This window comes from uncultured Microbacterium sp., from assembly GCF_947488465.1.
Taxonomy (GTDB): Bacteria; Actinomycetota; Actinomycetes; order Actinomycetales; family Microbacteriaceae; genus Microbacterium.
The window spans coordinates 459,651-471,422 of record NZ_CANKZA010000001.1; the positions used below are offsets into that span (position 1 = coordinate 459,651).

Sequence of the window (11,772 nt, forward strand, 5' to 3'; positions counted from 1 at the left end):
GGGGAGTACTTGGGGTGAGTAACGGGGCTCGAACCCGCGACATCGGCCACCACAAGGCCGCGCTCTACCAACTGAGCTATACCCACCATGTGCCCATCTCCGGGCAACCCCACAAGTGTATTACAGCTCGTGGGTGAACGACGACACGGCGGACGCCGCTGCTTCCCGCGCCTCGTCGGATGTCGGTCCGGGCGCGGCGACGAAGACCGCCTCGCGGTAGTACGCGAGTTCGCGAATGGACTCTCGGATATCGGCGAGCGCTCGGTGTCCACCGTCTTTCGCAGGCGCCTGGAAATAGGCGCGTGGGTACCATCGGCGGGAGAGTTCCTTGATGCTGGACACGTCCACGTTGCGGTAGTGCAGCCAGCGATCGACGCGGGGCATGTACTTGGCGAGGAACATGCGGTCGGTGCCGATCGTGTTGCCACCGAGGGGCGCTTTTCCTTCGGGCACGAAGCGCTGGATGTACTCGAGCGCGTCGAATTCTGCCTCGGCCAGGCTCACGCCCTGGGGGATCTCCGCCAGCAGCCCCGAGGATGCGTGCATGTTCGTCACGAACTCGTTCATATTCGCCAGAGCGGAATCGTCGGGTTTGATGACGATCTGGAAACCGGGATCGAGAATGTTCAGCTCGAAATCGGTCACGACGATCGCGATCTCGACGAGCTCATCGACGGCAAGATCGAGCCCCGTCATCTCGCAGTCGATCCAGACGATCCGGTCGCTTTCCGCGGCATTCACCATTCCGACATCCTAACGAGCCGGTCGACACGCCGGTCCCACGCACGGGCGATGACGCGCAGGTCGGCTCAAAGTCCCCCCAGGAGGATTCGAACCCCCGACCTTGCGGGTAGAAACCGCTCGCTCTTCCGCTGAGCTATGGAGGGTGGTGAGACCGCTTCTACCGTACCGTGCGTCGCTGTGCGCGGCGATTCGGCCCTGACCATGGCGCGACGTGCGCGTGCGGCGTAGCGTCGGTGAAGGACGAGAGGGGCACCACCATGAGTTCATCCAGTCTGTGGGTCGCGTACGGCAGCGAGGGGAATGTCGTCGGGAGCGTGCGGAAGCAGGGCGACGGGTACACCGTGACTCTCGCCGGCGCGGAAGCCAGCCTCGGCACGTATCCCTCGATGGACATCGCCAAGAACGCGTTGCACGGTCATCTGAGCCCAGGTTCGGACTGGCCGCAGTTTCGGGAGCACTGAGCGCGGCTTCGATCAACCGGGGTGCGTCACGCGCGCGGCGCGGCGCGCTCGGGTGCGCCGGTGGTCGAACGGCGGAAGCGCGACGTGGACGAGGGGTCCGATGCAGAGAGCGAAGATGACCGTCCCGAGCCCCACGGTGCCGCCCAGGAGCCAGCCGGCGACGAGCACAGTGGCTTCGACGCCGAGCCGCGCAGCCCAGATCGGCCAGCCGAAGCGTGAATTGAGGCCGGTCATGAGGCCGTCGCGCGGGCCCGGCCCGAAGTCGGCGCCGATGTAGAGGCCAGATGCCACAGCGACCAACAGCATCCCGCCGAGGAAGATCAGCAGGTCCCACACGAAGCCATCGACGTGCGGGACGAGCGCGATCGTCGCCTGCATGCTGGTGCCCACGAGCAGAATGTTCGCGATCGTGCCGATACCCGGGCGCTGCCGCAGGGGAATCCAGAGCAACAGCACCAAGAATCCGACGATGTTCGTGACCCACCCGATGCCGATGCCCGTCTGCAGCGACAATCCCTGCGCGAACACGGTCCACGGATCCAGCCCGATGCCCGCTTGCACCATGACCCCGCACCCGGCCCCGAACAGAACCAATCCCGCCAAGAGCTGAAGGAGACGAAAACCCATAGAGCCATCCAATCCCATGATTGGCATTTAGGCACCAGTCCAATTCGCCTATCGTGGATGCATGGACTCTCGACTCACCGCGCGGGCACTGGCGGCTGCCCTCGGCGGGTGGCGCACGCGCGAACCGGCCTACGAGGCGCTGGCAGACGGTATCCGTCTGCTGTGCCTCGACAATCGTCTCGCGCCGCGGACGGCTCTTCCGGCCGAGCGCGAACTCGCGGGGGCTCTCGGGCTGAGCCGGACGACGGTTGCCACTGCATACCGCAGCTTGCGCGACACGGGACACATCGAGAGCGTGCGAGGTTCGGGGAGCATGACTTTGCCGCTCCGGCGCCGCGAGCTCGGTCGGGTCGCCGTGGACGAGGATGACATCGACCTTCAGCAAGCGAGCCCGGCCGCCTGGCCGGGTTTGGCGGGAGTGATGAGCGAGACGGCGCTGGATGCAGCCTCTCTCGTGGCGCGCTCCGGCTACGACGTCCTCGGCTCCCTGGAGCTGCGCTCCGCGGTCGCCGCGCGCTTCACCCGACGCGGTATCGAGACCTCGGTGGACCAGATCATGATCACGACGGGAGCGCAGGCTGCCATCCACCTCCTGGCGAGCGTGCTGATGCATCGTGGGGACCGGGCGGTGATCGAGACGCCGACCTACCCCCACGCGGCGGAAGCGTTGCGCGAAGCCGGTGCACGTCTGGTCGGTGTCCCCGTGACCACAGAAGGATGGGATCTGGATCGCGCCGTGCAGGCGTTCGCGAGGACCTCGCCGACGCTCGCGTACCTGATGCCCAGTTTCCAGAACCCCACGGGCCGCAGCATGTCCGCTCACGAGCAATCCGTCATCGCTCAGGCCGCGGTCCGCGCCGGAACAACTCTCGTGATCGACGAGACGACGGCGGAGCTCGCGATCGACCCCCGCCTCGCGGGAGCCACGTTCGTCGATGCCAGCGTGTCCGCGCACGCGGACATCATTCGCCTGGGGTCGTTGGGCAAGACGGTCTGGGGTGGCCTGCGGGTCGGATGGATCCGAGCCGATCCAGAACTGATCCGACGTCTGGTCGCGGCTCGGCCCCGCCGTGACCTCGGTACTCCGGAGTTCGAGCAAGCCGTCGCGGCGCGGCTCCTGCCGGTGATGCCCGAGATCCTGGTCCAGCGCTCGGCGCTCCTCCGCGAGGGGCGGGATACCCTGACCGCCGCGTTGCGGTGCGAGCTTCCGGGCTGGCGCGTACCGCACGTCCCCGGCGGCGTTGCCCTCTGGGTGGAATTGGACGCTCCGCTCAGCTCGGGTCTCGTGCTGGCGGCGCGCGCTCACGGGGTATATCTCTCGGCCGGTTCGAGGTTCGCGGTCGACGGTGGGCACGACCGTCACCTCCGCATCCCGTTCACTGCTCCCGCCGATCAGCTGCGCAGGGCCGTCGACGTTCTCGCGCGCGTGTGGCCCACCGTGCGCGCGGCGGCGCCGGTGTCCGGGGGAGAGCTCCTCGAAGCGGTCATCTGAATCACCGCAGGAGGCGCAGACACTCGAGTGCGTCGCTCGCTCGCCAGAAGTCGCCGAGATCGTGGAACGTGCCGGTCGAGGGGGAGAACCTGCGGGCACGGAAACGTGGGCCGTCCGGTCCGTCGGTGACCACGAGTTGCCCGCGTGCGCGACCGAGGCGGTCGAGCACGCGCCAGCGCTGCATGCCGATCGGGATGATCTGCACGCCAGCGGCGTTCAGGGCAGTGGGAGGGAGAATCTGCGCCGACATGAAAGCTCCTCACAGATCGATGATGTGCCGCCTCGAAGGGATGCTTCGCACGCTACCCGCGACCTCCGACATCGAGAGTTCTTCCGTGGTCACCGCGCTTCCTCCCCAGCGTGCTCGTTCCCGGAACTGTCCACAGATCGATGTGCGGCGCGTCTCGCCTGCGACGTCGCGCTACAGGCTGAACGTGCTCCGGTACCCGGCGGGCACCCGGGTGCCGGAGCGGGCCGAGGACCGTCTTCGGCGCAGCAGAGAGGATTCGTCATGAACGAACACATCACCGTCGTCGGCAATATCGCGAACGCCCCGGAGCCGCGCTCCCTTCCCGGGGGCGAACCCATCGCCAGGTTCCGCCTGGCGGCGACCAGTCAGAAACGTCAGCAGGACGGCACGTGGGTCGACGCACACACGAGCTGGTACACAGTGTCGGCATACCGCCGCCTGGCCGAACACGTCCTCGCCTCGCTCACGAAAGGCCAGCGCGTCATCGTCACCGGGCGATTCCGGGTGCGGCACTGGGAGGCAGGCGACAAGCAGGGTACCGAAGCAGAGATCGACGCGGATGCCGTGGGACCCGATCTGCTGTTCGGCACGGCGACGTTTCATCGCGATGAGCGCAACCGAGTGGCGACACGTCCCCAGGAGGAGTCAGCCGGACACACCGAATGGGCGCCGTCCGTCGAGGAGCAGTCCGGGCAGGTCGTCCGTGCGGCGCAAGCGGAGGAATCCGCCACCGTCGCACCTGCGCCCGACCTCGTCGGTGCGGGGACCTGGGACACCCGCCCGTTGGGGGATTCGACGCCGTTCTGACCGGCGGAGGTCACAGGTTCGGCGCCCTAGACTGCTCGGGTGCGCCGAACCACCTCGCTTCCCCGTCGCCTCTCCGTCGCAGCGACAACCATGCTCGTGGGCGCTCTCACATGGGCCGGGTGTACCGGCGGACCCGATGTGGTACCCGCGCCGGAGTCGTCCGCTACGGCGTCCGTCGCCGCGAGCGCAACTCCGACGTCCGCGGTTCCGGTGCTCCTGGCCGACGGATCCGCCGAGGACAACCTGCCGTTCTTCGCACAGGTGATGGAGAGTGTGTGGGCCGTCGATCAGAGCTATCAAGGTCGCCCTTACATCGACGCGCTCGTTGCCGCCGGGTTCCCGAAGGCCGACATGGAACTCACGCAGGATCGCACCACGGTCGATAACCCCGCCGACGCGATCCAGTTCTCGGTCCGCTGGCAGGGGGAGTGCTTGGTCGGGCAGGTCGGACCCTCCACCCCGACTCCGACCGCGGTCGTGCTCCCTGAAGTGCCGGGCGGCTCGTGTCTGATCGGGCAGACGCGACCCATCGACTGGTGAGGCCTGCGCGGTAGCCCACGTAGACTGGGCCTGTTATGGCCGAATACATCTACTCCATGGTCCGTGCCCGCAAAGCTGTGGGCGAAAAGCTGATCCTCGACGACGTCACAATGGCGTTCCTTCCCGGTGCCAAGATCGGCATGGTCGGGCCGAACGGCGCGGGAAAGTCGACGATCCTCAAGATCATGGCGGGCCTGGACACACCGTCCAACGGCGAAGCGAAGCTCGCTCCCGGCTTCACGGTCGGCATCCTCATGCAGGAGCCCGAACTCGACGACACCAAGACGGTGCTGGAGAACATCGAGGACGGTGTCGCGATCAAGCCGAAACTCGATCGGTTCAACGAGATCTCCGCGCTGATGGCCGACCCCGACGCCGATTTCGACGCACTCCTGGCCGAGATGGGGACACTCCAGGAAGAAATCGACGCGGCTGACGGGTGGGAACTCGATTCGCAGCTGCACCAGGCGATGGATGCCCTGCGCACCCCTCCGGCCGATGCTGCCGTGGCACCGTTGTCCGGTGGTGAGCGTCGCCGAGTCGCACTCGCGAAGCTCCTCCTGCAGAAGCCCGACCTCCTTCTCCTCGATGAGCCCACCAACCACCTCGACGCCGAAAGCGTGCTCTGGCTCGAGCAGCACCTGCAGGCCTACAAGGGTGCGGTCATCGCCATCACCCACGACCGCTACTTCCTCGACAACGTCGCTGAATGGATCGCGGAGGTCGACCGCGGCCGCCTCATCGGCTACGAGGGCAACTACTCGACCTATCTCGAAAAGAAGGCCGAACGTCTCGATATTCAGGGCAAACGCGACGCGAAACTCGCCAAGCGTCTGAAGGACGAACTCGATTGGGTCCGTTCGAGTGCGAAGGGCCGTCAGACCAAGTCGAAGGCGCGGCTCGCTCGGTACGAAGAGATGGCGACCGAGGCCGAGAGCAAGCGGAAACTCGACTTCGAAGAGATTCAGATTCCCGCGGGCCCCCGCCTCGGCAGTGTCGTGATCGACGCGAAAAAGCTGTACAAGGCGTTCGGCGACCGTGTCCTCATCGACGGCCTGAGCTTCAGCCTCCCGCCCAACGGCATCATCGGCGTGATCGGACCCAACGGCGTCGGAAAGACCACGCTGTTCAAAACGATCGTCGGGCTCGAACCCCTCGACGGCGGCGACCTGAAAATCGGCGAGACCGTCAAGATCAGCTACGTCGACCAGTCGCGCAGCAGCATCGACCCCGAGAAGACCCTGTGGGAGGTGGTTTCCGACGGCCTGGACATCATCACGGTCGGCAAGACGGAGATTCCGTCCCGCGCGTATGTGTCGAAGTTCGGCTTCAAGGGACCCGACCAGCAGAAGAAGGCGGGCGTCCTCTCCGGCGGTGAGCGCAACCGGCTGAACCTCGCTCTCACGCTCAAGGAGGGTGGCAACCTGCTGCTCCTCGACGAGCCGACCAACGACCTCGACGTCGAAACGCTCGGATCCCTCGAGAACGCGCTCCTCGAGTTCCCCGGGTGCGCCGTCGTGATCACTCACGACCGGTGGTTCCTCGACCGTATCGCCACCCACATCCTCGCCTACGAGGGCACGGACGAGAACCCGGCGCAGTGGTATTGGTTCGAGGGGAACTTCGAGTCGTACGAGGCGAACAAGGTCGAACGCTTGGGCGCGGACGCGGCGAACCCGGCGAAGTCGACCTACCGCAAGCTCACGCGTGACTGATACCTCGGCGAGTGTGCGGCTGCACGTTCCGATCCATCTGCGGTGGGGTGACCTCGACGCGTTCAATCATGTGAACAACGCGACGATGCTCACGCTCCTCGAAGAGGCGCGTGTGCGGGTGTTCTGGTCGCCGATCGACGGCGAGCAGGCGCCCGACACCGCCGTGATCGAGGCGGGGGTGGATGCCGGCGCGCTCACGCTCATCGCGCGCCAGGAGATCGAGTACCTCGCTCCCGTGCCGTACCGGCGCGAGCCGCTGGACATCCAGATGTGGTTCGGGAAGATCGGCGGCTCGAGCATCGAAGTCTGCTACGAGGTCTACAGCCCGCTGAGCGATGCGCCGCAGACGCTCTATGCGCGCGCATCGTCGGCTGTCGTGCTCGTCGACGCGCAGACGTTCCGGCCGGTCCGTTTGAGTGACCGGATGCGATCGGCGTGGACGCCTTACCTCGGCGAGTCCGTCGTTTTCACGCGGCGGTAGCCGCCCCTCGGATTCGTCGTCAGGCGGGGACTCGGATCATGATCTCCTGAGCGACGGTGGCGACCAGCACGCCGTCGCGGGTGAAGAGTCGACCTCGGGCGAGCCCGCGGCCACCTCGGGCGCTCGGGGATTCCTGTGCATAGAGGAGCCACTCGTCAGCTCGCGCCGGACGGTGCCACCACATCGCGTGATCCAGGCTCGCAACCTTCACGCCCGGTAGCGACCACGCCACGCCGTGGGCGCGCAACACCGTCTCCTGGATCGTCAGATCGCTCATGTAGGCCAGGACCGCGCGGTGAATCGCCGGGTCATCGCCGAGCGACCGCCGTGCCCGCATCCAGACGTTCTGCATCGGGGACGCCGTTGTCGGTGCGGTGTCGTAGATTGCGCCGTCGACATGGAGTACCTCGATGGGGCTCGAATCGAGGAGCCGACGAGACAGCGGATGAAGATCGGGCGCGGTGGCGGCCACCGTTTCGGGAGCGGGGATGCCCGGGGGCATCTCGCTCTGATGATCGAGTCCGGGATCCTCTCGTTCGAACGACGAGATCATCGAGAAGATCGGCACCCCGTTTTGGAACGCCTGGGTCCGCCTCGTCGAGAAGGATCGGCCGTCGTGGATGCGATCCACCGACAGCGTGAGTCCTCGCGTCGCGTCGCCGGGACGCAGGAAATAGCCGTGCATGGAGTGGGGAACGCGATCGTCGTCCGTCGTCCGGTCTGCGGCGATGATGGCCTGTGCGAGCACCTGCCCGCCGAAGATCCGTCCCGACGGCATGGGATGCGAGCCGCCGGTGAAGATGTCTTCCGTTGTGCGCGCGTCGCTGGATGCGAGATCCAGGACGCTCAGCATCATCGCGACCGCATCGTTCTCGTCCGCCACGTCTGCTCCCATCCGGGGCAGGCCACCTGGTGTGGGCTGTCCGCTTGATAGTTTAGGGCGGATGTCCCCTCGACTCCTTTTCCCCGACGCCCCCACCGCGAGCGATGCCTTGACCTTCGCGCAGCGTGCCGTCCGCCTGGGCGACGGCGCTGTACGGCTCCGTGCCGCCGACGGCACGCTCGCTCTCACGTCTGCTCCACTCGCGCCCGAGAGCCTGCTGGATGCGACGCCGACGGTGTTGGGGATGCGTCTCGTGCGCGTGGATCCCGAGTTGGTATGCGACCTCGTCGTCGAGGCATCCGCACTCGCGCCGACCGACGATCCCCATGAATTGTCCCTCCCGGAAACTGCCGTGTCGGCGGCCTGGGCGGGGATCTCACCGCCGCGTGCCGGATGGGAATCTGCGGGAGGGATCGCAGCGGCCACACTGGCTGCTCGAGCGCAGTGGGGAATCGCGGCGGTCGCCGAAGCCGTGCCGACGACAGCGGGAGAAGAAGTCGTCCGCAAAGTCCGCGCCGATGTCTGGGGCCGCCTCGATGACGAGCTCGACGGGCTTCCGCTGGGCGTGGCATTCGCCGCCTTCGCGTTGGGCTTCATCGGCGGCGAGGAGGTCGCCGCGGTCCGCCGTCTGGGGCCGTGGACGCGACTCACGCTCACGCGGGGGCACGTCCTCACCCGAGGTACCGTCCGCAACGGTCTCACCGGCGTCAGAACGACCGGGCCGTCGCTCTGACTCAGACGGCGGCAGCCGCGGCCCGACCGGCGATGCGGCCGGAGAACAGGCATCCGCCGACGAACGTCCCTTCCAATGCGCGGTACCCGTGTACCCCGCCGCACCCGAAGCCGGACGCCTCGCCCGCTGCGTACAGACCTGGGACGGGCTGACCGTCCGCGCCGAGTGCGCGTCCCGACAGGTCGGTCTCGATCCCGCCCAGCGACTTGCGGGTCAGGATGTGGAGCTTCACCGCGATCAGCGGCCCCGACTTCGGGTCGAGGATTTTGTGCGGGGACGCGGTGCGCACCAGCCGGTCGCCCCGGTATGCGCGTGCGGAACGCAGCATCGCGACCTGCGCGTCCTTCGTGAAGTCGTTGTCCATCTCGCGGTCACGCGCTTCGACCTCGAGGCGCACACGTGTGCCGTCGAGCGCGTCACCTCCGGGAAGCTCCCGCATCCCGTCGATGAGGGAGTCGAGGGTGTCCCGCACGACGAAATCGGCGCCGTGGTCGAGGAACGCCTGCACGGGACCCGCGGCCCCCTTGCCGAGTCGTGATTTCACCAGCAGGGGAACGTCCTTGTCGGTGAGGTCCGGATTCTGTTCGCTGCCCGACAGGGTGAACTCTTTCTCGACGATGGCGCGCGACAGGACGAACCATGAGTGGTCATGGCCGGTGGCTCGAAGATGTGCGAGTGTGCCGAGCGTTCGCCGGAGGCGTGCCGAGGCGCGCCGGCCATTGGGCGCGCACGAGATCGTGGTTTCCGCCGATTCCCCCCGAAGAGACGATCGTGGCGGATGCTGCGACGTGGAACGATCCGACCACCTCGCGCGAGGTCGCGGCTCCGCGGACCGCACCGGAAGGCGCGAGGATGTCGCCCGAGGCGCCCACGACGGTCTCGTCCACCGTCGTGAGTTGCGTCACCTTGTGGCGAGGCAGGATGGTGATCCGGCCGGCTGCTTCGCCCGATTCGACCGCGGCCTGGAACGGCGCCACGATTCCCGGTCCCGTGCCCCAGGTGATGTGGAAGCGGGGGACGGAGTTCCCCGGCCCGGTCGCGGTGTACCCGCCGCGCTCGGCCCACCCGACGACGGGGAAGAACCCGACGCCCTTCTCCCGCAGCCATGCCCGCTTTTCGGTGTGCGCGAACTGGAGGTAGGCCTCGGCCCACTGGCGGGGCCAATGGTCTTCCGCCCGATCGAAACCGGCGGTCGCGAACCAATCCTGCCGTGCCAGCTCGTACGAATCCTTGATGCCCATCCGCCGTTGCTCGGGAGAGTCGATGAACAAGAGGCCGCCGAAGGACCAGAACGCCTGTCCGCCGAGGTTGGGGCGGGACTCCTGATCGACGATCACCACGCTCTTGCCCGCCGCCGCGGCCTCGCTGGCAGCGACGATCCCCGCGAGGCCCCATCCGACGACGAGGACATCCGCAGAGTGGGTCTGGCTGACGGTCATGGCGACTCCTTCGTCGACGGGGGGGAGACAGCGGCGTCCGGCGTCTCGGGGTGCACGAGCAGTCCGGGCGCGCCGTTCGCCGGGCGAGCCGGGCCGATGCCGGACGGCTCGAACGTGTTGACCATGGCGAAGGCGGCGCGCTCCAGGTAGTCCCACAGCGTCGCGGCATGCAGGGGAGAAAGGCCGAGTTCCTCCACTGCTGTGCGCATGTGGGCGAGCCAGCGGTCCCGTGCATCCGGATTCACGTGAAAGGGAACGTGCCGCATGCGCAGGCGAGGGTGCCCACGGCGCTGGCTGTAGGTCGATGGACCGCCCCAGTACTGTTCGAGGAACATCGTGAGGCGCTCTGCTGCCGGGCCGAGATCTTCCTCGGGATACATCGGCTTCAGGACCTCGTCCTCAGCGACGCCTCGGTAGAAGGCATCCACCAGGCGTACGAAGGTATCGTGACCGCCGACCTCGTCGTAGAAGCTGATCGGGCTGTCATCGGTCACGAGCGGGGTTCCTTTGTGGTGTCGGGGCCGGAGTCGTCGGACGAGTCGCCCAGGGCCTCCGTGAGCGGCGGTGTGGTGTTCGCCGTTCGCTTCGGCTTCCACAGCGGCTTCTCGGGGGTGATGGGCGTCGGGTGTGTTTTGGGCGGATTCGCTCCACGCACGCGTTGGGCACCATCGAGACCGGTCAGGGTGATCGAGTTGAGTTGGGGCAGAGTGAGGCCGAGGGCGTCGATCGCATGCTTGAGACGCATCCGAAGCTCCCGCGCCACATCATCCTTCGAGCCGGCGCGGGTCTTCATGACGAGACGGATCACCAATGCGTCGCCGGAGACCGATTCGAGTCCCCAGACCTCAGGTTGCTCAATGATTCGCGTGCGCCACTTGGGGTCTTTGGCGAGGTCTTTCGCCGCGTGGAGCATGGCCTTCTCGACCTGGTTCACGTCGGAGTCGGCCGCGACCGCCAGGTCGATGATGACGCGAGACCACCCCTGCGACATGTTGCCGATCCGGGTGATCTCACCGTTGCGGACGTACCAGAGGGTGCCGTTGACATCCCGCACGTGTGTGATGCGGACGCTGACGTACTCGACGATGCCGGTTGCGAGCCCGAGGTCGACGACGTCGCCGATGCCCACCTGATCCTCGGCCACGATGAAGATGCCGTTCAGCACGTCTTTGACGATGTTCTGTGCGCCGAAGCCGAGTCCGGCGCCGATCGCCGCTGACAGCAATGCGAACGAGCCCAGCACGCTCTGATCGATGACATTGACGATCATCAAGAGCGCGACGATCGCGAGTGCGATGTTGACGATGTTCTGCAGGATGGTGCCGAGCGTGCGGGTGCGCTGCACGAGTCGCACCTGTGCCAGCGGTGAGGCGTCGATCGCGCGGGTGTCGTCGACGTTGGCCTTCGACTTCGCTCCCGCGACGATACGGCGCACGACCCGGTAAATGACGAGGCGGAGCAACCACGACAGGAGAATCGCCCCGACGATGATCCCCACGATTGCCGCGAGCCTCACGCCGACGACGACGGCGAGATTGCCCCACCATCCCCACGACCAGTCGGGAGGAGGTGCGGTGGTGCTCGGCAGGATGCTCATCGA

General features: G+C 66.9%; 13 protein-coding genes, 2 tRNA genes and 1 pseudogene. 7 read left to right on the top strand and 9 right to left on the bottom strand.

Annotated features, from left to right (window positions below; genetic code table 11):
- Positions 1-10: 10 nt before the first annotated feature.
- From Q0653_RS02220 to Q0653_RS02230, 3 genes are all read right to left on the bottom strand, one after another.
- Positions 11-86: transfer RNA gene (locus tag Q0653_RS02220), tRNA-His, on the bottom strand.
- Positions 87-120: 34 nt separating this feature from the next.
- Positions 121-744, bottom strand: coding sequence for an oligoribonuclease (orn, locus tag Q0653_RS02225; protein WP_298741355.1), 624 nt, complete (start codon positions 742-744; stop codon positions 121-123).
- Between the two features lie 71 nt (positions 745-815).
- Positions 816-887: transfer RNA gene (locus tag Q0653_RS02230), tRNA-Arg, on the bottom strand.
- A 114-nt stretch (positions 888-1,001) separates the two neighbouring features.
- On the opposite strand from Q0653_RS02230, the gene Q0653_RS02235 reads away from it, so the two are divergent.
- Positions 1,002-1,205, top strand: coding sequence for a methyltransferase (locus tag Q0653_RS02235; RefSeq protein WP_298741353.1), 204 nt, complete (start codon positions 1,002-1,004; stop codon positions 1,203-1,205).
- Positions 1,206-1,217: 12 nt separating this feature from the next.
- Here Q0653_RS02235 and Q0653_RS02240 read toward each other — a convergent pair whose 3' ends face one another.
- Positions 1,218-1,832: a hypothetical protein gene (locus tag Q0653_RS02240; RefSeq protein WP_298942275.1), complete on the bottom strand. Its 615-nt coding sequence runs from the start codon at positions 1,830-1,832 to the stop codon at positions 1,218-1,220.
- Positions 1,833-1,893: 61 nt separating this feature from the next.
- Between Q0653_RS02240 and Q0653_RS02245 the strand changes: the two genes are divergently transcribed.
- Positions 1,894-3,324 (top strand): PLP-dependent aminotransferase family protein, encoded by a 1,431-nt coding sequence (locus Q0653_RS02245; RefSeq protein ID WP_298942277.1) that lies wholly within the window; start codon positions 1,894-1,896, stop codon positions 3,322-3,324.
- A 1-nt stretch (position 3,325) separates the two neighbouring features.
- On the opposite strand, the gene Q0653_RS02250 is transcribed toward Q0653_RS02245, so the two are convergent.
- On the bottom strand, positions 3,326-3,574 hold the full coding sequence (locus tag Q0653_RS02250; RefSeq protein ID WP_298942279.1) for a hypothetical protein: 249 nt from the start codon (positions 3,572-3,574) through the stop codon (positions 3,326-3,328).
- A gap of 261 nt (positions 3,575-3,835) precedes the next feature.
- Here Q0653_RS02250 and ssb point away from each other — a divergent pair, with 261 nt between their 5' ends.
- The 4 genes from ssb to Q0653_RS02270 are packed head-to-tail and all read left to right on the top strand — an operon-like array spanning position 3,836 to position 7,117.
- Positions 3,836-4,381, top strand: coding sequence for a single-stranded DNA-binding protein (gene ssb / locus Q0653_RS02255; RefSeq protein ID WP_298741345.1), 546 nt, complete (start codon positions 3,836-3,838; stop codon positions 4,379-4,381).
- A gap of 39 nt (positions 4,382-4,420) precedes the next feature.
- The gene (locus Q0653_RS02260; RefSeq protein WP_298741343.1) at positions 4,421-4,921 is read left to right on the top strand and encodes a hypothetical protein; all 501 of its coding nucleotides are present in this window, start codon (positions 4,421-4,423) and stop codon (positions 4,919-4,921) included.
- A gap of 35 nt (positions 4,922-4,956) precedes the next feature.
- On the top strand, positions 4,957-6,636 hold the full coding sequence (gene ettA, locus Q0653_RS02265; protein ID WP_298741341.1) for an energy-dependent translational throttle protein EttA: 1,680 nt from the start codon (positions 4,957-4,959) through the stop codon (positions 6,634-6,636).
- The gene (locus Q0653_RS02270; protein ID WP_298741339.1) at positions 6,629-7,117 is read left to right on the top strand and encodes a thioesterase family protein; all 489 of its coding nucleotides are present in this window, start codon (positions 6,629-6,631) and stop codon (positions 7,115-7,117) included. Before ettA ends, Q0653_RS02270 begins: the two co-directional genes overlap by 8 nt.
- 19 nt (positions 7,118-7,136) lie before the next feature.
- Here the strand turns inward: Q0653_RS02270 and Q0653_RS02275 are convergent, their stop codons facing one another.
- On the bottom strand, positions 7,137-8,012 hold the full coding sequence (locus tag Q0653_RS02275; protein ID WP_298942283.1) for an acyl-CoA thioesterase II: 876 nt from the start codon (positions 8,010-8,012) through the stop codon (positions 7,137-7,139).
- 49 nt (positions 8,013-8,061) lie between these two features.
- Here Q0653_RS02275 and Q0653_RS02280 point away from each other — a divergent pair, with 49 nt between their 5' ends.
- On the top strand, positions 8,062-8,733 hold the full coding sequence (locus Q0653_RS02280; RefSeq protein WP_298942285.1) for a hypothetical protein: 672 nt from the start codon (positions 8,062-8,064) through the stop codon (positions 8,731-8,733).
- 1 nt (position 8,734) lies between these two features.
- Here the strand turns inward: Q0653_RS02280 and Q0653_RS02285 are convergent.
- The 3 genes and pseudogenes from Q0653_RS02285 to Q0653_RS02295 all read right to left on the bottom strand — a co-directional run bounded on the left by Q0653_RS02285 (position 8,735) and on the right by Q0653_RS02295 (position 11,769).
- A pseudogene (locus tag Q0653_RS02285) lies at positions 8,735-10,172 on the bottom strand (FAD-binding protein).
- Positions 10,169-10,666 carry a globin gene (locus tag Q0653_RS02290; protein WP_298942286.1) on the bottom strand — a complete coding sequence of 166 codons (498 nt, stop codon included), beginning with the start codon at positions 10,664-10,666 and terminating at the stop codon, positions 10,169-10,171. The pseudogene Q0653_RS02285 and the gene Q0653_RS02290 overlap by 4 nt, the downstream one beginning before the upstream one ends.
- Positions 10,663-11,769: a mechanosensitive ion channel domain-containing protein gene (locus Q0653_RS02295; RefSeq protein ID WP_298942288.1), complete on the bottom strand. Its 1,107-nt coding sequence runs from the start codon at positions 11,767-11,769 to the stop codon at positions 10,663-10,665. The genes Q0653_RS02290 and Q0653_RS02295 overlap by 4 nt, the downstream gene beginning before the upstream one ends.
- Positions 11,770-11,772 lie beyond the last annotated feature (3 nt).